The 19,383-nt window shown below is 46.0% G+C and carries 16 protein-coding genes; 15 read left to right on the forward strand and 1 reads right to left on the reverse strand.

Translation table 11 applies throughout. The features are described 5' to 3' along the window. Positions 1-15 precede the first annotated feature (15 nt). The 5 genes from OP864_RS14950 (at position 16) to accC (ending at position 6,446) form a co-directional block, all read left to right on the forward strand. Positions 16-1,059 (forward strand): hypothetical protein, encoded by a 1,044-nt coding sequence (locus tag OP864_RS14950; RefSeq protein ID WP_270098954.1) that lies wholly within the window; start codon positions 16-18, stop codon positions 1,057-1,059. A gap of 202 nt (positions 1,060-1,261) precedes the next feature. Further along, positions 1,262-1,882, forward strand: a complete 621-nt coding sequence (locus tag OP864_RS14955) for a hypothetical protein (protein WP_270098955.1) — start codon at positions 1,262-1,264, stop codon at positions 1,880-1,882. A gap of 818 nt (positions 1,883-2,700) precedes the next feature. After that, positions 2,701-3,465 (forward strand): nucleoside triphosphate pyrophosphohydrolase, encoded by a 765-nt coding sequence (mazG, locus tag OP864_RS14960; RefSeq protein WP_270098956.1) that lies wholly within the window; start codon positions 2,701-2,703, stop codon positions 3,463-3,465. Positions 3,466-3,736: 271 nt separating this feature from the next. After that, positions 3,737-4,933, forward strand: coding sequence for a pyridoxal phosphate-dependent aminotransferase (locus tag OP864_RS14965; RefSeq protein WP_349294459.1), 1,197 nt, complete (start codon positions 3,737-3,739; stop codon positions 4,931-4,933). 19 nt (positions 4,934-4,952) lie between these two features. Further along, positions 4,953-6,446, forward strand: a complete 1,494-nt coding sequence (gene accC, locus OP864_RS14970; protein ID WP_270098958.1) for an acetyl-CoA carboxylase biotin carboxylase subunit — start codon at positions 4,953-4,955, stop codon at positions 6,444-6,446. Positions 6,447-6,701: 255 nt separating this feature from the next. On the opposite strand, the gene OP864_RS14975 is transcribed toward accC, so the two are convergent. Continuing rightward, complete coding sequence (locus tag OP864_RS14975) at positions 6,702-8,396, reverse strand: tetratricopeptide repeat protein (RefSeq protein ID WP_270098959.1); 1,695 nt, start codon at positions 8,394-8,396, stop codon at positions 6,702-6,704. A gap of 472 nt (positions 8,397-8,868) precedes the next feature. On the opposite strand from OP864_RS14975, the gene OP864_RS14980 reads away from it, so the two are divergent. The 10 genes from OP864_RS14980 (at position 8,869) to OP864_RS15030 (ending at position 19,381) form a co-directional block, all read left to right on the forward strand. Next, complete coding sequence (locus OP864_RS14980; protein ID WP_270098960.1) at positions 8,869-9,723, forward strand: leucine-rich repeat domain-containing protein; 855 nt, start codon at positions 8,869-8,871, stop codon at positions 9,721-9,723. Positions 9,724-10,033: 310 nt separating this feature from the next. Continuing rightward, positions 10,034-12,334: a DUF5682 family protein gene (locus OP864_RS14990; protein ID WP_270098961.1), complete on the forward strand. Its 2,301-nt coding sequence runs from the start codon at positions 10,034-10,036 to the stop codon at positions 12,332-12,334. A 233-nt stretch (positions 12,335-12,567) separates the two neighbouring features. Further along, positions 12,568-13,896 (forward strand): tetratricopeptide repeat protein, encoded by a 1,329-nt coding sequence (locus OP864_RS14995; protein ID WP_270098962.1) that lies wholly within the window; start codon positions 12,568-12,570, stop codon positions 13,894-13,896. A gap of 86 nt (positions 13,897-13,982) precedes the next feature. After that, complete coding sequence (locus OP864_RS15000) at positions 13,983-14,846, forward strand: 7(1) septoil knot domain-containing protein (protein WP_270098963.1); 864 nt, start codon at positions 13,983-13,985, stop codon at positions 14,844-14,846. Positions 14,847-14,887: 41 nt separating this feature from the next. After that, positions 14,888-15,754 (forward strand): hypothetical protein, encoded by an 867-nt coding sequence (locus OP864_RS15005; RefSeq protein WP_270098964.1) that lies wholly within the window; start codon positions 14,888-14,890, stop codon positions 15,752-15,754. Between the two features lie 8 nt (positions 15,755-15,762). Continuing rightward, positions 15,763-16,479: a 3-deoxy-manno-octulosonate cytidylyltransferase gene (gene kdsB / locus OP864_RS15010; RefSeq protein ID WP_270098965.1), complete on the forward strand. Its 717-nt coding sequence runs from the start codon at positions 15,763-15,765 to the stop codon at positions 16,477-16,479. Further along, entirely contained in the window at positions 16,476-17,162 is a 687-nt protein-coding gene (locus tag OP864_RS15015) for a lysoplasmalogenase (RefSeq protein WP_270098966.1), read from the forward strand. Before kdsB ends, OP864_RS15015 begins: the two co-directional genes overlap by 4 nt. 396 nt (positions 17,163-17,558) lie before the next feature. Beyond that, positions 17,559-18,203 (forward strand): pentapeptide repeat-containing protein, encoded by a 645-nt coding sequence (locus tag OP864_RS15020; protein WP_270098967.1) that lies wholly within the window; start codon positions 17,559-17,561, stop codon positions 18,201-18,203. A 125-nt stretch (positions 18,204-18,328) separates the two neighbouring features. Then, complete coding sequence (locus tag OP864_RS15025) at positions 18,329-18,883, forward strand: thymidine kinase (RefSeq protein WP_270098968.1); 555 nt, start codon at positions 18,329-18,331, stop codon at positions 18,881-18,883. 258 nt (positions 18,884-19,141) lie between these two features. Next, positions 19,142-19,381 carry a zinc ribbon domain-containing protein YjdM gene (locus OP864_RS15030; RefSeq protein ID WP_002661184.1) on the forward strand — a complete coding sequence of 80 codons (240 nt, stop codon included), beginning with the start codon at positions 19,142-19,144 and terminating at the stop codon, positions 19,379-19,381. The last annotated feature ends 2 nt before the right edge of the window (positions 19,382-19,383 follow it).

Genomic DNA, 19,383 nt, shown 5'->3' on the forward strand with positions numbered 1-19,383 from the left:
GAAATAGACTGAAACATGCACATTAAAAAAATTACACTGATTCTCCTTATGATTATAAGTTGGGCAGAAATGAGCGCACAATATGCAGGCCATGGTTGGTTGTGGATAGAGGAAAAAAAGATTGATTACAGTCTTCTAAAAGATGAGGAATATTATGGGATAAAACTGATGACGGAACCTGAGAATTTATCTACTTTATTTGAAGAAAGTCCAAATGTAAGGATCGTAGTTGTAGACTATAGGAAAAGTCATCTGCCCAATGTTATTTGTGATTTAGCAAAGCTAGATACTGTTTGGATAGGAGAACTGTCTTACGCCAGTTGGAGGTATAGGACCGTCTTGCCTCAATGTATTTGTAGTTTAAAGATCAGTAGATTAGAAATAAGAGGTAGGGTGGAAAATCATGAGCTTTTAGAGGAATGGTTGAAAACCAATGAAGAATTAACAAATCTTGCATTAGAGGCTCCTATATCATTGGAAACTTTTAAAACGGTAGTGAGAGGAAAAAAAATTAAAAGACTTACTGTTCCTGTAAATAATGGAGACATAATAGATACAAAGTATTTTTCAGCGTCTCTCAAATCTTTATCTTTGTTTCATACCAAGAGAAATAAAGTTTGTCCCAAGGAAAAACAAATTAAATTACTAGGTAGTCACTTAAGTGATAGTTTAACTACCTTATTAGGTGACTTTGATATTGCAGATACTGCAACTATGAATATTCTCATAAATAGTCCAAGACTAAATTTTTTAGGTTTGGGATGGAATGAGAACTTGCCAAAGAGCTTTGCTTTAATGAAACATTTAAAACGTTTACGTATAAAGGAATTGTTCATTAATGAACACAATGTAAATATTTTGAGTGAATTAGATTCTTTAGAGAAGATTTATTGGGATGTAAAGTCCCTAAGAGAAGTTAAGGCAGCTGTAGAAATTTTGAAAAAATTAAGTCATGTAAAAAATATTACCTTTATTTTAAGAGGGCATAAACTCTACTTTTATTATTCGGAAATAAAAATAGAGGGCTTACCCAATGTTTCTTTCTCTACAAGAGGGTAAATAGCTGCTTATCCGTACTAGTCGTCCCATCTGTATTGATTGGCAGTTGGGGCCGCCCGCCTTCAGCGGGCGCTAGGTTAACTTCAAGTCAGGTAATAAGAGGGGTGATATTTTGGAAGTTTTCAGATGGCCCTAAGTATGACCTTGAAACAAATCTTAGAATTGATTATAATATAGGAATTAATTGGAAAAAAGTATACTAATGATAGTTATTGTATTTTTACTGTTTTTAACAACAACGTCTTGTTTGAATGCTCCTGGACATTTAGATGGAAAAGAATATGTGTCTACTCCTTGCAATTTACCTAAAGCATTTCAAAATGCTATGTACACAATTAAAGCAGCTCCTGTAGACAGTTTGAATTTTTGTTTTGAGATACACTATGATGATAAGGCGACTAGCCTAGCTGAGTTTTGTTATCCTTTCCAGGAAAAATATGAAGATCTTGATAGATATATAGAAGTATTGTGGTCAAATGAAGATCTTATTTGTATACGATCTGTTTACCTAGAAACAGACAATGCGTTTAATGCTTACCTAAAACAAGATGATTTTAAAATCAGCTACAAATTTCTAAATCCCTTGGCTGTAGATAGTTCTCATAATAGGGTAGTTACATACAGAATGAATCCAGAGGAATATGTTTTAACTGTAATTGAACTGACAAAAATGGATACGCTAGTTGAGTATGATTTAACGCAAACAAATTGCCTTTTTTTTGACAGATGCTTGGAAAATATCATCTTTTATGAAGATGAAATAGCTGTTGTTTACAGAAATGAGGGAGATAAGCCAAATTCAAAGTTTATACTGAAGTGGTAAATACCTATAAATCAATGTTGATAAGATACTTCACTTTTACATGAGTAGCCCCATCTGTATTGATTTGCCTTTGGGGCCTCCCGCCTTCGGCGGGCGGTTACTCCCGTTGGTCGTCGAACTGCGGACTAAAGTCCTTGTTGTCGTTGCGGGGCTCGCTGCTCGCTCGGCCCTGCGCGGGCTGCGCCCGCTTGGTCTGGCCTTCGGCCACCCCTGCACATCGCTAGGCCTGCGGCCCTAGGGGCCTGCTATATGGGCCTGTAGGTTGAAACCTACAGCCAATTAACGAATGCATTTTTGTGTTCAATGGAGGGTTGAAACCCTCCATAAATAAACATTTTTCAGTCCGTGCTTTCTTCTTTGGCGGCTGGGCAGTTTTGGGCCCATAGGCTTCAGCCCATGGTTGTAGACTATGCAAACTGGCGGGCTGAAGCCCTTGTTTGCTATAAATGTTATGGGCCGATGGTTTCAACCATCGGCTCATTTTTATTGTGTTTAGCATAGCCTCTTTTGTTGCTGTGGGTTTTAACCTACAGGTATATATATCCATCCTACAGGCGGCGAAGCCGCCGCAGGCCTAGGGGCCTGCAAGGGGGCCGCGCAGCGGCAGACCCAGCCAGCTTGCTGGCGCAGGGCCGAGCAGACCTGCGAGCCCTGTAAGGGCCCGGCCGCCGAAGGCGGCAGGCCCCAAAAAAAGAACAACCCCCTAAAGATAATTTTCCGACCCCTAGCTTATCAAAGCAAAAATTTAGCTTCTACAAACTTTGTTTGTACATTTGTTTTTTAAAGCAAACCCTCTTTTTGGACCAAAACTATTTGCCTTGCATACTCTAGCCGAAAAATTGACCGCCTTCGAGCGCCTACTCAAAATTATGGACGAGCTCCGAGAACAATGCCCCTGGGACCGCAAACAAACGCTCGAAAGCCTTCGCCACCTGACCATCGAAGAAACCTATGAACTGGCCGATGCTATTCTGGAAAATGACCTGGACGAACTCAAAGGCGAAATCGGCGATATTATGCTGCATATGGTCTTTTATTCCAAAATTGCTAGCGAACAAGGCGCCTTTGATGTGGCCGATGTCCTGAATAATCTCTGCGAAAAACTCATCCGTAGACACCCCCATATTTATGGCGATACCAAGGCCGAAGATGAGGCTACCGTCAAAGCCAATTGGGAGAAAATTAAACTGCAAGAAGGCAAAAAATCAGTCTTGCAAGGGGTGCCAAAATCATTGCCCGCCTTGGTCAAAGCCTATCGCATCCAAGAAAAAGCCAAGCAAGTGGGCTTTGAGTGGGAGGAGCGCCAAGCCGTTTTTGCTAAGGTCAAAGAAGAGTTGGCCGAACTAGAAGCAGAGGTCGAAAATAACGAACAAGATAAAATTGAAGAGGAATTTGGCGACCTGCTTTTTTCTATGATCAATTATGCCCGCTTCCTCAAAGTGGATCCTGAACTGGCCTTAGAACGCTGCAATCGCAAGTTTATTAAACGCTTCCAATACATTGAAGAACAGGCCAGTAAACCACTAGACGAAATGAGCCTGTCCGAAATGGATGCCCTCTGGAATGAAGCAAAAACTAAGTAGGAGGTCCTGCTTTTGGGGCCTCCCGCAGCAAGCTGCGGGCGCTACGTTTCGGGGCTCGCTGCTCGCTCGGCCCTTCGCAAAAAATGCAAAGCATTTTTGCTCGGTCTGGCCTTCGGCCACCCCTGCACATCGCTAGGCCATTTTGGCCCTTCAGGCCAAAGGCGGCCAAGCCGCCTGCTACGAACTCAAACCAACAACATAAAGCAAAACAGCTAATCAGACAAAAGAGAAGCAGCTCTCTTTCTAGAACGTAAAAAACAAGAACAGCATGATAAAACGCGTAGCTCAACGCTTAGCACAAATGGAAGAATCGGCCACCTTGCGGATGGCCCAATTGGCTAGAGATGTAGCCGCTCAGGGACATCCCGTGATTAGCCTTAGCCTCGGAGAACCCGATTTTGATACGCCCCAGCATATTAAAGATGCCGCTATTCGAGCCCTGCAAACGGGCTTTACTAAATATACCCCCGTGGCCGGTTTGCCCCAATTGCGCCAAGCCGTTTGCCATAAATTTAAGCGAGATAATGGCCTAGCGTATACGCCTAGCCAAATTGTGGTCTCCAATGGCGCCAAACAAGCAATCGCCAACCTTTCTATGGCCCTGCTAGAAGAAGGCGATGAGGCCATTATTCTCAGTCCCTATTGGGTGTCTTATAAGGAAATCCTCAACCTAAGTGGGGCTAGTGTGAAATTCGTTTCTGCAGGTATCGAACAAGATTTTAAGGTCTCTGCCGAACAACTTAAAGCGGCTATTTCCGATAAAACCCGCCTGCTCATCTATTCTTCTCCCTGTAATCCCACAGGCAGCCTGCTAACCAAAGAAGAATTGGCCAGTTGGGTGGAGGTACTCCAAGAATTTCCCAATCTAATCATTGTTTCAGACGAAATTTATGAGTACATTAACTTCAGTGGCCAAGCCCATGCGAGTATAGCCCAATTTGATCAAATCAAAGAACAGGTCGTTATCGTTAACGGCTTTTCTAAAGGCTTTGCCATGACGGGCTGGCGCCTAGGCTATATGGCCGCCCCCCAATGGATTGCCGATGCCTGTATCAAAATTCAAGGACAGTTTACTTCTGGCGCAAATGCCTTTGGCCAAATGGCCGCCGCCTATGCCCTAGAAGCTGAACAAGAGGCCACCCTCGCCATGCGCGAAGCCTTTGAACGCCGCCGCAATTTATTGATCGAGCTGCTGCGCCAAATCCCTGGATTCCAAGTGAATAAACCCCAAGGGGCATTTTACCTCTTTCCCGATGTTTCGGCCCTTTTTGGCAAAAGCTACGGAAATTACCAGATCCAAACCGATGAGGACCTGGTCCTTTATCTTCTAGAAACAGCCCATGTGGCCCTAGTGGGCGGCTCTGCCTTTGGCAATGCCAATTGCCTGCGCCTGAGCTACGCCCTAGGCGAAGAAGACCTCAAAGAAGCTTGCCGCCGCATAGCGGAGGCCTGCGAAAAATTAAAATAATTTAAACGACTGATACGCAATGAAGAAAATATTGGTAGCCAACCGTGGCGAAATTGCCCTGCGCATTATGCGCAGCTGTAAAGAAATGGGGATTGCTACTGTGGCCGTTTATTCGGAGGCTGACCGCCTCGCTCCACATGTACGCTATGCCGATGAGGCGATTTGTTTGGGCCCCGCCCCCTCTAATCAATCTTATCTCTTGGCCGATAAAATTATTGAAGAAGCCCAAAAGTTAGGGGTCGATGGGATTCATCCCGGCTATGGTTTCTTGAGCGAAAATGCAGGCTTTTCAGCGGCCGTAGCCGCAGCAGGCCTCACTTTTATTGGTCCAAAACCTAAGGCCATCGAAATGATGGGGAGCAAATTGGCCGCTAAAGAAGCGACCAAAGCTTATGATATTCCCTTGGTGCCCGGTACCGATTATGCTTTGACCGATATTGAAGAAGCCAAAACCGTAGCCACCGAGATTGGCTTTCCCATTCTCATTAAGGCCTCTGCTGGTGGAGGTGGAAAAGGAATGCGTATCGTCGAAAAGGCCGAAGAGCTAGAAGAGCAAATGAAAAGAGCCGTTTCTGAGGCCCAAAATGCTTTTGGTGATGGCTCCGTTTTTATCGAGAAGTACATTAGCTCTCCCCGCCATATCGAAATCCAGGTCCTAGCCGATGGACATGGCAATGTGATCCACCTCTTTGAAAGGGAATGCTCTATCCAACGCCGCCACCAAAAGGTGATTGAAGAAGCGCCCTCTGTTATTTTGACCGAGGAATTGCGGGAAGCTATGGGCAAATCTGCCTGTGATGTGGCCCGCGCTTGTGATTATATAGGCGCCGGAACAGTAGAGTTTATCTTTGACGAAAATAATAATTACTATTTCCTAGAAATGAATACTCGTCTGCAGGTAGAGCATCCCGTAACAGAGCTCATCTCTGGAGTGGATTTGGTCCGCCAACAGATTCTCATTGCTAGGGGAGAAGTCCTACAAATTAAGCAAGAGGATTTGAGGATTCAGGGACATGCGCTAGAGCTTCGGGTCTATGCCGAAGATCCCGCCAATAACTTCTTGCCTTCTATTGGCCGCTTGGAGCGCTACCGTGCGCCCAAAGGCGTGGGCGTTCGTTTGGATGATGGTTATGAGGAAGGTATGGAGATTCCCATTTACTATGACCCCATGATTGCCAAGTTGATTACTTATGGTAAGGATAGAGAAGAGGCCATTAGTCGGATGTTGCGAGCGATTGAGGAATATGAAATTGATGGTCCAGCTACTACTTTGCCCTTTGGCCGCTTTGCTTTAGAGCATGAGGCTTTTGTGAGCGGAAAGTTTGATACACATTTTGTCAAAAACTATTTCCGTCCCGAATTGCTGCAAAAAGAAGCGCCAGAAGAAGAGCTTTTGGCCGCTATGCTAGTGGCGCATTTGCTTGATCAAAAAGGAAATAAGGCTAGCGCTACAACCGCTAGTAACAATCAGGGCGCAAAGCGTTCTGCTTGGAAAGATAGAGCGAAGCACTAAGTTTAGCTGTATTGCGCAAAGGCCCAAAACGATCGTTTTGGGCCTTTTTTTTCGGCTGAGGGGCTGTAGCAGGGCCGCCGAAGGCGGCAGACCAAGGAGCGAAGCGACGCAGGGCCGAGCAGACCTGCGAGCTGCGAAATGGCCCGACCCGCCCGCAGGGCGGGGCAGCCCCAAAAGAAAATACATCTCTTCCTAAACAGAAAAAGGGCCCTAGCCAATTCGCTAGCGCCCTTTCGGTTATATTGGAGCAAAGAACTACTTCAAAAAAGCCAGTTCTTCTGCCTGATGAGCTTTTTTATAAGCGGCCTTAATGGCAGCGGGCAAATCTTTAGGCGATTGTTCTTGGAAATAAATGTCGAGTTTTGCGTCTCCCTCGCCAATGCCACAGAGCACAAAGAAGGCTTTGCGGAGGCGGAACTGCATATTTTGGCTCATCTTGCCACTGTCTAGCGGTTGTAGTTCGATCGCTACGCCAGAGCTAGCCTCTTTGAGGATGCGATAAATGGCGCGAGTGGGTTTTTGGCCCAAATTAAGGAGGAAAAGTCCCTTGGGGGTAAGTTGCAAAAGCATGCCCTCAAAGGCTTTGAGCAAGAGGCTTTGCATCTCTTTGGGCAGCTCCTTGAGTAAGGGATTTTGAGCAATTGTGGCTTTGCGGTGGACCGTCCACAGCTTGGCATTAACCTCTTGGATAAAGGGAGACTGGGCATTTTCGGCCATAGCGGCAGCAAATTCGTCCAGCATTTCCCCTTCTTCTTCCTTGGCCTTTTTGGCGAGGAAGTCGGCACAATGCAGCTTGAGCATATCCATGGCCTTTTCATGAAACTCCTCATCGGCTTCTAGCAGCATTTCGTAGGCATTGGCCAAATCGCCTTGGCGGATATAGAGCAGGCCAAGTTGATAAAAGCCTTCTGCTTTGCCGGCGGCTTCTCGGGTCATGCCTTCAAAAGCTTTTTCGGCTTCGGTCCATTCTTCTAGGGCTAGGGCAATCTGTCCGAGTTTTTGATAGAGGGGCCAGCGGTTATAGGCGGCCATATCGAGGCCGAGTTCCAAGTACATTTTGGCCATGGGCAACTGCCCGAGCCGTTCTGCAGTTTGGGCCAAAAGCAGGTAGCTTTCGCTATCATCGCCTTCGGTTTTCATGGCGGCTTTAAAATCGGCTTGTGCTTCTTTTAGTTGGTTGCGATAGAGAAGGGCACGGCCTTTTTTCTTGAGGGTATAAGCGGTTTGGCCGCCCTGTTTCTTTTCGATATCCAAAACATCGGCAAAGCAATATTCGGCCTCTTCATAATTGGCCAACTGCATATAATAATCGCCCAAAGCGAGGCGATATTCAATGTTTTTGGGGTCGCTTGCAATTAAATCTCGATAGGCCTTAATGGCGTCCTCGCTGCGTTCTAGCTTTTTGAGTAGAGCAATTTCTTGCTGGGCCAATAAGATAGCGCCGACCTCTTCTCCCTTCAAAAACTGTAGACTTTGGAGGGCCTCTTCATATTGTCCCAATTGCTCTAGGCTATCCACTTTTAGGCGGAGGGCCAAAACATCATCGGGGGCTTGGGCCAACAGCTTATTGAGTTGCAAAAGGCTTTTTTCTTCCTCGCCCTGGCTGCTATAATAAAGCGCTAGGGCATATTGCAAGTCTTTTTCTTCTGGAATTTCTTTTTGCAAGGCCTGCAAAAGGGCCAGGGCTTCCTTGGCTTCTCCTTTTTGCAATAAGCTCAGCGCCAGAGCCAAACGATAATTGGCTTGGGGCGAGATGGCAATCGCTTTTTGGTAAAAATCAATCGCCTGCTCTTGGTCCTTGAGCAAACGATAGTATTCGGCCTGATAATAAAAACAGAAGGCCTCTTCGCCATATTCTGTTTTGGCCTCTTCAATTAAACTATCCAATTGGTAGAAATCAGCTTTCGACTGCGCCTCTTCTAAGGCAGCGATCAGTTCTACTTTTGTCATTTTTAAGGTTTTAATGGCTGTGGCTGGGCAATGGCCTGTTTAGCCCTGCACGGCTATCCATAAGTAGGTTAAATGTTGGCAGCATTAAGTTACAAAAAAAGCGATTGATATTGCTTTTTTACCTAAATAAGTTCCATTTCCCCCAATTTTTTATTGAGGAGGATTATTTTTGGGGGCCTCCGCTGCGGCTTCGCCTTGCGGCGCTAGGTTGCGGGGCTCGCAGGTCTGCTCGGCCCTGCGCGGGCTGCACCCGCTGGGTCTGGCCTTCGGCCACCCCTGCACATCGCTAGGCCGTTTGGCCTACGGCCATGGCGGCTTTGCCGCCTGCTAGTTGTCCCTAGGCTGGAGGATATAATAGCTTTTGTTAGTCCCTCAGCTTTTTCTTGGGGTTTTTGAAAAAAGGAGATAAAGAAAGCGCACACTCCACTATTTCCATATGGTCCTTCAAAATATCCAACAAAAATAGGTTTTGATGTTAGTAATTAAGCTGTTAAAATATAGTGTTTTATTCTTGTTGATTTGTTCTTGTAGTATTTATAGATTTGAAGACTTTGATCGACTCGATAAAATAAATAAGCGTAGAATCAAAGGCATTGTTTTGAATGCTGAAAATGTAGGAGCTTTGGATAGGAGCTTTTTTACCGTAGAAAATTTTAAAACTCAATTTCCTAACTTGGAAATAACAAGTATACATGGAGATCTAAATTTAGAGTTAATACTTCCCTGTCTAGTTAAAACAAAGCATCTGAATTTTTATCATGCTCGTAATCTAAATGGGGCGCCTTTAACTTCTTTAGTTGATTATGAAAGCTTGATAAAAATTGGTTTTTTGGCTTGTGATATAGATAGCCTTCCTCCTATCTGTACAGAGATAACAGATCTGAGTTGGATTCAAATATATGAGTCTCCCAATATAAATCATGAACAAGTATTTGCTGTTTTAGCAAATATGAAAAATTTAGAGGTACTATATTATGAAAAAAATCAACTCAAGCAACTACCTGAATCTATACTAAGAGTTAGGCAGCTAAAATCATTGAACTTAAATGAAAATCAACTAACTGATCTTCCTGCATTAGATAGTTTGAAGTATTTGTATACAGTAGATGTTTCATGGAATAGTTTTACAGAATATCCTCTTTGTTTAACTAATTTGAGGCGAGATAAGCGAATTGATATTGTTGTAGCTATGAATAAAATTAAAAAAATTCCACTATCTGTTTTCGATAGGAGGTATAGAATATTTAATGTCTATGGAAACCCTTTAAATACAGAGAGTTTAAGGTTGTTAGATAGAAGAATGAAAGCTAAATATGAGACTTGGTGAAATTTTATTTATGATAGATCTCTTTTAAAGACCCTCGAAGAGGGCCCATGGCCGAAGGCCAAACGGCCTAGGGGCCTGAAAGGGTGGCCGCAGGCCAGACCCAGCCGCTGAAAGCGGCGCAGGGCCGAGCAGACCTGCGAGCCCTGTAAGGGCCCGGCCGCCGCAGGCGGCAGGCCCCAAAAAACAAAAATAAATCTTGCTCCTCCTTTAAAATTAGGGCTCAAAAACGACAAGAAAGACATTTTGAAATGAGTTCTATCCAAAGTTCCTTATCTTTCAGCGGCTCAATATCTGCTCAAAAAAAGAATTTATGGATTTACAATTGTTAGGCATTCGACATCATGGACCAGGTTCGGCTAGGGCACTAGCTGCCTTTTTAGAAAGCTATCAGCCAGAGCTTATTTTGCTGGAGGGGGTAGAAGATGCCGATGCTTTACTGCCTTATTTGGACCGAGAGGATATGCAGCCTCCATTGGCCCAACTCATTTATAATCCAAAGAATTTACAACAAGCTGTTTATTATCCCTTTGCGGCTTTTTCTCCAGAATGGCAGGCTATGCGTTATGCCCAAGCGCAAAATATTCCGCTTTGGCATTTTGATTTGCCGCAATCTATTCGCTTTGGCCTACAGACAACAGAGGCTTCGGCTTTGGAGCAGGCAGCCGAGCAGCTAGAAGCGCCCGCCCTAGAAAATCAGTCGATCAATCAGGATGAAATCAGGAAAGACCCCTTGGGCTATATGGCCAAACTGGCGGGTTATGAAGATAGTGAGCGCTGGTGGGAGGTCCATTTTGAACAATACGATGGGGAGCCTGCGGCCCTTTTTGCCCAAATTTTGAGCTTGATGCAGGAATTGCGTAAGGATATGCCGCATCAACCCACGGCAAACGGAATTATAGAAGCCCTGCGGGAGGCTTATATGCGCAAAACCTTGCGTCAGGCCAAGCGCCGACAGTTTAAAAAAGTAGTGGTGGTTTGTGGGGCTTGGCATACGCCCGCACTTGATTTATCGGCTTTTTCGGAGCAGGCAGATAATGCTTTACTTCGGGGCTTGCCCAAGGTGAAAACGGCGGCAAGTTGGATCCCTTGGTCCTATGAGCGTTTGTCTAGAGAGGCGGGTTATGGGGCCGGCATTGTTTCTCCAGCTTGGTACAGCCTATTATTTGAGCATAGGGAAGAAGCGGTTTTGCGTTGGATGAGTCGGGCGGCGCAATTATTTAGAGCGGAAGGCTTGTCGGCTAGTCCGGCCCAGGTCATTGATGCCATTCGTTTGGCCCAGGCCACGGCCCATTTGCGAGGGCAGATGCTGCCAGGCATTCAGGAATTATTTGAGGCGGCCCAAACCTTATTTACACAAGGAGAAACCGAAGCCTTGGCCCTTTTGCGCAAGCGATTGATTGTGGGGGAAGCCTTTGGGGAGGTCTCTGCGGATATTCCCAGTTTGCCATTGCAAGAAGATATAGATCGGCAGATTAAAAGCTTGAAGCTTAAAAAATACCGTCAATCATCGGAGGCACTTTGGCTAAAGGCCACAAAGTCTAGGCCCAGAGGCGGCTTAGATTTGCGAAATGAATTTGACCGAGAACAGAGTCGGTTTTTGCATCGTCTTTGCCTAATTGGTCTGCCTTGGGGCCAAGAAGAGGCCCAAACGGGCCGTGAAAAGAGTAGCCGCAACGAATATTGGCAATTGAAATGGCAGGCAGATTTTGCCCTACATATTATAGAGGCCAACACCTACGGAAATACTTTGCTATTGGCTGCGGAGCAAATGAGTTTGGCCAAGGCCAAAGAGATGCAGCGCTTAGAGGATTTGAGCAATTTATTGGAATTGGTGCTTAAGGCGCATTTGCCAGAATTGATGCAGCAACTTTTGGCCGAATTTCAGCATCGGGCGGCTCTGACCAAAGATGTATTGATGCTCATGGATGCTTTGCCGCCCTTAGTGCAGGTGTTGCGTTATGGAGATGTTCGACAAACGGACCTTTCTACTTTGGGGCAATTGGTGGAGCAATTATTGGCTAGGGTGGTGGTGGCCTTGCCTAGGGCGGCTACGGCCCTAGATGAAGAAGCTTCTGCGGCCTTTTTTAAGGCCATAATCAAATTGCATCAAGCGGTGGTTTTGCTCAATGAGGAGGAGCAACTGGCCCTTTGGCAGTCGGCCCTATTGCAGCTAGGAGAGCAAAAAGGCTTGAGAGCGAATTTGCAGGGCTTGGCCTTGCGCCTACTTTTCGACCAAAAGGTATTGCCCTTAGAGGAGCTAGCCGCCAAGATGAGTTTGGCCCTTTCTTTGGGTCAGGAGCGAGCAGCTGCGGCCGCCTGGATAGAAGGCTTTTTGTATGGGAGTGGGCTGCTGTTGATTCACAATCAGTCGCTTTGGTTGATTTTGGACCAGTGGCTAAGCGCTCTGCCAGCCAGACAGTTTCAGGAATTACTGCCCTTATTAAGGCGTAGTTTTAGCCAGTTTAGTCGCTCGGAGCGGCAAAAAATGTTACAACTGGCCAAACATCCACCAAAAGTAGAGGAGAGCGCATCCAAAGAAAGTAGGCTAGAAGCCTGGCCCGAAGAACTGGAAAAGGCACTTTTACCTTTTTTACAAAATATTTTAGCGTAAATTTGCCCCGCCTCAGCAAAATTGGCAAGAGGGCCGAAGGCCCGACGGCCTAGCGATGTGAAGGGGGGGCGCAAAGCGCCAGACCAAAGCCGCCAAAGGCGGCTGCAGGGCCGAGCGAGCAGCGAGCCCCGAAACGTAGCGCCCGCAGCTTGCTGCGGGAGGCCCCAAAAAAAGAACAAACTTAACCGACAACAGCACAAAAAATGTGCATCAAAAACAAATGAATTTTTATTATGAAAATGAAGCAATATCTGGCCATAGCGGCTTTTGTGGGAATGGGAGTAGCCGTACAGGCACAAAACAATTTGCGAACTTCCGCTTTTATGGACCTTATGGATTATAGCGGAGCGCCTGCCAAAAAAGGCGTTTTAGAGCGAGCTAAAACGAATATTGATAAAGTCGTTTTGCATGAAAAGACCAAGGATGACGTAAAAAGCTGGAAGTATAAGGGGCAGATTTATCACCGAATCGCTTCGGATGCAGAACTAGGCCCCAAGTACCCCAATGCCGCTATCGAATGCTATGATGCTTATGAAAAAGCATTGAGTATGGCCGAGGCTGAAGTGGAAGCCAAAGGCAAGCCCAAAAGTAAAATCAAGGGAAAAGGCGACTTTAGAACTGGCTTTAAGAATGCGGGAATTGCTCTTTATAATACCGCTACAGCCGCCTTTAATGGCCAAGATTGGACGGCAGCCTACGAGAACTTTCGTAGAGTGGCCGCTATTCCAGAAAGAACAGCTGCCTTTGACCCCAAAGGTAAAATTGACTTGACCTTTGAAGCCGCAGGTAATACTGTAGATATGGTCAGTAATGCTCGCTTTTTGGGCGGTCTGGCTGCCGTGAATAACAAAAAAAGCAAAGAGGCCGAAGCCCTACTTTTGCCTGCCTTAGAAAAGGGAAGCCTTTCTGAAGCCAATGAGCAAACGGCTTACTCTAAACTTGCTTTAGGTTACTTTAATGAAGGAAATACGGCTGCGGCCAAAACTATCTTGAAAAAAGGCCGAGATAAATATGCTACCAATTTTGACCTACTCATTGCAGAGATTAACATCGCTTTGGCCGAGGGTCGTCTAGCAGAACTGGAGTCAGAACTTAAGCAAGCTGTAGAAGCCGATAAAGAAAATGTAGAACTGCATTTTGTTTTGGGCAATATGTACGATGAGCTTTTCCGTAAGGCCCTAGAAAAAGCCGAAACAGACAAAGCCGCTTATGCAGAGGCAAAAAGCTATTTTGAGAAAGCCGTAAAATGGTACGAAAAAACAAAAGCACTTAAAGCCGACCACTTTAACTCGCTATACAGTTTGGGCGCCATTTATGTCAACCACTCTAACTACTTTGTGCTTCAGATGAAGGGCCTAAGCCTTAAGGAAAAAGAAAAAGGCGAGGCTTTGCAAAAAGAATACATGAGCTATTTGGATGAAGGTTTGGCCCGCTTGCTAGAAGCCGAAAAAGTAAATCCAGATGATCTAGGCCTCATCCGTGCCCTCAAAGAAGTGTACACCCGCAAAAATGATGATGCGAACTGGAAAAAATACAATGATAAAGAGAAGTCATTGCGTTAATTCATCGCTTTCGAGATAAAAAACAGCTCTGTATAGAGCTGTTTTTTTTTGCGCAATTTTTGCAATCGGCAGCAAAAACAAAATATATGAAATCAGTAATTAGTCTTTTAATGCTTCTTGGCTTTTTTGGCCAGCCCCTATTGGCCCAAGAAGCCAGCCCCCTAAAACAGTTGGAAACCGAGTATATCGGCAAAGAAAGTTGGCGCTCTTGGTGGTTGCGAAATAGCGCTAACGAAAAAGTGAAAATTTATATGCCCTATTCAGGCAAAAATGCTTGGGAAGATTGGCTAATAGAGGGAGAAACCGTAGATGCCCAAGCTAATCCAACAGGCATTGGGAGCAAAAAATGGCAAGAATGGGAATGGCAGGGAAAAGAGCGGATTGTCATGCGCAGTTTGTTTCAACATGGAGATAAGGCCTGGCAAGAATGGGAAATTTATAGCGAAGCCGCCCCCGATGAAGTCTATTTACTTCGGACCAAATACAGCAGCAGCGAAAAAGCCTGGGAAGAATGGGAGCTAGTTCCAGATTTTGGAGAAAGTACAGGCCGCCTAGCCTTTAATACCCGCTACATTGGTGGCGATAAAAACTGGGAAAGTTGGGATTTGCAAGATAATTTGCCCGAAGCCTCAAGCGAAATTAAAATGGCGAGCAGCTTTCTGATGTTGTTTTCGACCATTATGCCTTATTGCCATCCCAAGGCGCGTTGTGCCTTTAATGGCCTGCCCTTAAAAGGTAAAGTGAAGTTTGTAGAGCATGGAGAAGATATTAAGATCAAGTATGTCGACTATGATGCAGATATTAAGGTCCAATTTGTAGAATGGGGCGCAGATGATTGTGGCCAATGGCAAAAGGTAGATTATGGTGAAGACCTGAAGGTTCGGATTGTAGACTGGAATGAAGACCTGAAGGTCGAAAAAGTAGATTATTCTCCTGGGATGCAAGATTAGGGGAATCGCAGAACTTTCTTATCTTTCCCCAAAGAAAAAGCATGAAAAAACAATTACTTCTTTGGGGAAGCCTTCCCTTTTTTTTACTGGCTTGTGAGTCGGCCCCAAAAACAGAAAAGACAGAAACAATTGCGCCTTTGCCTAAGGCCGAAACCCCTAGCGGCCCCAGTTTGGGCCAGCATTTGAGCGAACAGGCCGAACAGTTGCCGCAGATGCACAGAGGAAAAACACTAGCCGATGCCCAAGGCTTTAGCGATTTGGCCGACCATCTTTTTCATACCCTGCCCAAAACGATGTTTATGGGGCGGGCCAAGGAAGATGTAGATTATGGCGAAAAAGGAGGCTACCGCACAGCCCTTTTGCATCTCAGCTCTTTAATTGGGCAAAAAGATTGGCAAAAGATTAAACCCGCCAACTTTTTTCTAGGCGGCTGCCAAACTGATGAACTACTCGACTTGGAGAATAAAACTAGCTTTGGTTACCATAATCCCGCCTTGCTAGAGCAGCTGTATAAAGGGCTCGACCAAGAGCTGAAAACAGCAGATTGGGCCAAAAACCGAACTATGCCCGCCCCTTTTGACCGTTTGCTCTTGCAAACTTGGGCCTACGGACAACTGCTTCCTTGGAAAGATGAGGCCCAAATGACCAGCCTCAAAAGCCAATATCAGGCCCTGATGCAAAAGGGAATTTCCTACGAGAAAATTATGGCCAATAAGGCTTATGAGCAGTTTTTTAAGCAAACTTTGGAGCAGCGCAAGAAAATTAGCCAAGAATATCCCCAGGCCTTTGATTACCGCGATAATGATTATGAGGCCGAAATTCTAGCTTTTTGGCTGCGCCGAACCATAGACGGCAGCGCCCCCCAATGGCTAAAAATTATTAACCGCTTGCAAGCACATTATAATTGATTTTTCCAATGAAAATTTTAGCTGTAATTCCAGCCCGCTATGCCTCTTCCCGTTTTCCAGGCAAGCCTTTGGCCGATATTGATGGCCAGCCCATGGTTTGGCGGGTCTATCAGCAGGCCCAAAAAGTAAATTGGACCAAATTAGTGGTCGCTACCGATGACGAACGCATTTTTAATGCGGTGAACTCCCGAGGTGGCCTGGCCATGATGACCCGCCCCGATCATCCTTCGGGCAGCGATAGGGTAGGAGAGGTCTTGGCTAAATTGCAAGCGCAGGGAGAAGATTTTGATTTTGTGGTGAATATTCAGGGCGATGAACCCTTTATTCAGCCCGAACAGTTGGAGGAACTCAAAGGAGCGCTTCGCCCAGGCGGCATTAGCAGCCTGATGAAAAAAATTGAGCAAAAAACAATGCTCGAGGCGCCTCAGGTGGTTAAAGTAGTGGTCAATGCCCAACAGCAGGCCCTTTATTTTAGCCGTTTTCCCATTCCCTTTTTTAGAGGAGAGGAAAATCCCTTGGCCAAACACAATTATTACAAACATATTGGCCTCTATGGCTATGATGCCCAATTATTACCCAAGTTGTTGGCGCTCTCTCCCTCGGCCTTAGAACAGGCGGAGTCCCTAGAGCAGTTGCGCTGGCTAGAGGCTGGCTACCCCATTTATATGGCCGAAACGCAGTACGAAAGCCATGGCATTGATTATCCCGAAGACCTCAAGCGATGAAAAAACCAATTTGGCTTTTAGATATTTTCTATGCGCTGGCTAGCTTGGGCTGTTTGCTGGGCCGCTTGTCCGATGCCCCCCTAGATCAGCAGCTAGATTATAGTTGTAAGCCCTTGCTCATGCCCATTTTGGCCCTCCGTTTTTATTGGAGCCTGCCCCAAAATGCCCGAAAAAACGACCTCCTTTTTGTACTGGCTTTGCTTTTTGCCTGGGGCGGAGATGTCGCCCTCATGCTAGGCGATGCCTATTTTATTTTGGGCCTCGGCAGCTTTTTATTGATGCAGTTGCTCTATAGTTATTTGTTCTTTCAACGGCGCTCTTGGTCCTCCTTTTTGGGCCGCCGACCCATTTTTGCGCCCCTGATTTTGTCGCTGGCCTTTGGCTTTTATTTTTTGGCCCTGCCCAAATTATTAGCAGATCCCATCTTGCCTTTTGCCGTGGCACTCTACGCCTTGGCGCTGGGCAGCATGAGTATTTTGGCCCTGACGGTCTATAAAAAACAGGCCGCAAAAACCTTGGGCGCCCTGGGCTTGGGAGCCTTCCTTTTCCTCATTTCCGACCTCATGATTGGACTCAACGCCTTTGTTTATCCCAATTTTTTCTTGGCGGGCTTTGGCATCATGTCTACCTACACCCTGGGCCAATGGCTGATCGTTTGGGCCTATCCAAAATTAAATAGTTAGTGCTGTTTTTGGGGCTTCCGCAGCAAAGCTGCGGCGCTACGCTTTGGGGCTCGCAGGTCTGCTCGGCCCTGCGGCGGCTTTGCCGCCTGGGTCTGGCCTGACGGCCACCCCGCCGCATCGCTAGGCCAAATAGGAGCTCTGCGCTTCGGCCAGCCTTTGATAAAAATTTTAAGCTAGTCAAGGCATTTTTTAAAGGCATAGCCCTAGCTATGGCTGAGAAAAATAACGATGAATAGCTGGAAATTAAATCAAAGGATAGAAGTGGCAGGGCTTTTATTTGGCCTTTGCCGCTCATCCATTTTTTCTAGCCCAGCTTTTTTCTTCGGCCTGCTTTTTTATTGCACGCTATTTGTTATCTGCTGGGCATTAGCTATCTTTTGACAAAAAATAATGACCATGAAACAGACACTTTCACTCTTTAGCCTCCTTTTCATTTGCTTTTTTAGCTTTTCTACTGGCCTTTTGGCCCAAGAAGAAGGCGAAATGGACGAGCAGCAATACCGCATGCTCAAAAAGGGCAAAAAATATTGGGATGCCTACCGCAAAAATTTTCCCGATAAGGCCATCAATCTATCTGGGGCCAATCTTTCGGGCATGGACCTCTCTAATATGGACCTATCTGGGGCCAACCTGAGCGAAGCCGACCTAAGAGGGGTAAACTTCTATGAAACGGTCTTAGAAGAGGCTAACCTTTCTGGTGCCGACTTTGGCGAGTTTAATGGCAAAGTAGCCGAACTCCGCCGCACCAATCTCAAAAATGCCGACCTGAGCATGGCCGACCTCACTGGGGCCCGCCTACGCAAAGCCAATTGTGAAGGGACCAACTTTACGGGCGCAAGCTTGGTGGGCGTAAACCTAGAAAAAACCAATTTGGAAGGGGCAAGCCTGCGAGAAACAGATATGGAAAACACCACTTTCTATCGGACCATCCTCATTAAATGTGATATGACAGATGCCGAAAACCTAGAAACCGCCAAAATGGAAGAGGTGATCCGCAAAAAAGAAGATATGTATATTCTGGACCAACCCGATTATCGCTAGGAAGAGAAAAAAAAGCGAAAAGCCCCAAGGCCTAAAAGGCCTTGGGGCTTTTTTCTTCTAGAGCTAAAACTTGCCTTTTTCTATAAAAAACTGTTGCTTTGTAGCTTCTTAAACCAAAGCGCAGCATGAACGGAAAATTACACCTTATTTTGGGCCCGATGTTCTCGGGCAAGAGCACCCTCTTACTCACTCGCTACCGCCGCTATCGGATTGCGGGAAAAGCTTGTTTATTAGTAAAATATGCCAAAGACCGCCGCTACGACGATTCTGCAGCTATGATTGTGACGCATGACAAACTGCGGTATGAAGCCACGGCTTGCACCAAATTAGCCGAACTAGACGATCTGGTCCAGGATTATGATGTCATTTGCATTGACGAAATTCAGTTTTATCCCGATGCGGCTGATTTTGCCGACCGTTGGGCCAATCAGGGTAAAATTGTAGAATGTTGTGGCCTTAGCGGAGACTACAAAAGAGAGCCCTTTGAGCAAATCAGCCGCTTGATTCCACGCTGCGATGATATTACGCATGTAAAAGCAGTTTGCAAGAGCTCGGGCTTAGATGCCCCCTTTAGTCAGCGCTTTTCTCAGGAAGAAGAACAGGAGGTAATTGGAGGCTCTGATAAGTATCAGGCGGTATCTAGAGCGGTCTATTTACAGCAACAGAAGAAAGAAGACTAAAAAAATAGTTAACTTCCAGCCGAAGGGCTTGATCCAAAAGGCGCGAAGCGCCTTGCCGCCCGCAGGGCGGCAAACGGCCTAGCGCTGTGTAGGGGTGGCCGCAGGCCAGACCCAGGCGGCTTTGCCGCCGCAGGGCCGAGCAGGCTTGCGAGCCCCGAAACCTAGCGCCGCAGCTTTGCTGCGGAGGCCCCAAAGAAAAAAATTGAACATTATTATACATAAAAGCGGGCTTTGTCTCGTTGAACTAAAGCAAAGAAAATGGAAGTAAAAGATGCCCATGGCAACATGCTCGAAGATGGAGATGCCGTAACTGTAACTCAAGATTTGAAGGTGAAAGGCAGCTCGATGGTCGTAAAAAGAGGGACCAAAGTGAAAAGCATCCGCCTCACCGATAATCCCGAAGAAGTGGATTGTAAGGTAGAGGGTAGCGCTATCGTTTTGAAAACCTGCTACTTGAAAAAAGCGGCCGACAAAAAGAAAAAGAAGAAGAAAAAATAGCC

It is taken from the genome of Saprospira grandis, assembly GCF_027594745.1.
Taxonomy (GTDB): Bacteria; Bacteroidota; Bacteroidia; order Chitinophagales; family Saprospiraceae; genus Saprospira; species Saprospira grandis.

What these genes read in the sequence shown, in the direction of transcription:
- OP864_RS14950 (WP_270098954.1), top strand. Translation starts at nt 16, where the DNA reads ATGCACATTAAAAAAATTACACTGATTCTCCTTATGATTATAAGTTGG.
- OP864_RS14955 (WP_270098955.1), top strand. Translation starts at nt 1,262, where the DNA reads ATGATAGTTATTGTATTTTTACTGTTTTTAACAACAACGTCTTGTTTG.
- accC (WP_270098958.1), top strand. Translation starts at nt 4,953, where the DNA reads ATGAAGAAAATATTGGTAGCCAACCGTGGCGAAATTGCCCTGCGCATT.
- OP864_RS14975 (WP_270098959.1), bottom strand. Translation starts at nt 8,396, where the DNA reads ATGACAAAAGTAGAACTGATCGCTGCCTTAGAAGAGGCGCAGTCGAAA.
- OP864_RS14980 (WP_270098960.1), top strand. Translation starts at nt 8,869, where the DNA reads ATGTTAGTAATTAAGCTGTTAAAATATAGTGTTTTATTCTTGTTGATT.
- OP864_RS14990 (WP_270098961.1), top strand. Translation starts at nt 10,034, where the DNA reads ATGGATTTACAATTGTTAGGCATTCGACATCATGGACCAGGTTCGGCT.
- OP864_RS14995 (WP_270098962.1), top strand. Translation starts at nt 12,568, where the DNA reads ATGAAAATGAAGCAATATCTGGCCATAGCGGCTTTTGTGGGAATGGGA.
- OP864_RS15000 (WP_270098963.1), top strand. Translation starts at nt 13,983, where the DNA reads ATGAAATCAGTAATTAGTCTTTTAATGCTTCTTGGCTTTTTTGGCCAG.
- OP864_RS15005 (WP_270098964.1), top strand. Translation starts at nt 14,888, where the DNA reads ATGAAAAAACAATTACTTCTTTGGGGAAGCCTTCCCTTTTTTTTACTG.
- kdsB (WP_270098965.1), top strand. Translation starts at nt 15,763, where the DNA reads ATGAAAATTTTAGCTGTAATTCCAGCCCGCTATGCCTCTTCCCGTTTT.
- OP864_RS15015 (WP_270098966.1), top strand. Translation starts at nt 16,476, where the DNA reads ATGAAAAAACCAATTTGGCTTTTAGATATTTTCTATGCGCTGGCTAGC.
- OP864_RS15020 (WP_270098967.1), top strand. Translation starts at nt 17,559, where the DNA reads ATGAAACAGACACTTTCACTCTTTAGCCTCCTTTTCATTTGCTTTTTT.
- OP864_RS15025 (WP_270098968.1), top strand. Translation starts at nt 18,329, where the DNA reads ATGAACGGAAAATTACACCTTATTTTGGGCCCGATGTTCTCGGGCAAG.
- OP864_RS15030 (WP_002661184.1), top strand. Translation starts at nt 19,142, where the DNA reads ATGGAAGTAAAAGATGCCCATGGCAACATGCTCGAAGATGGAGATGCC.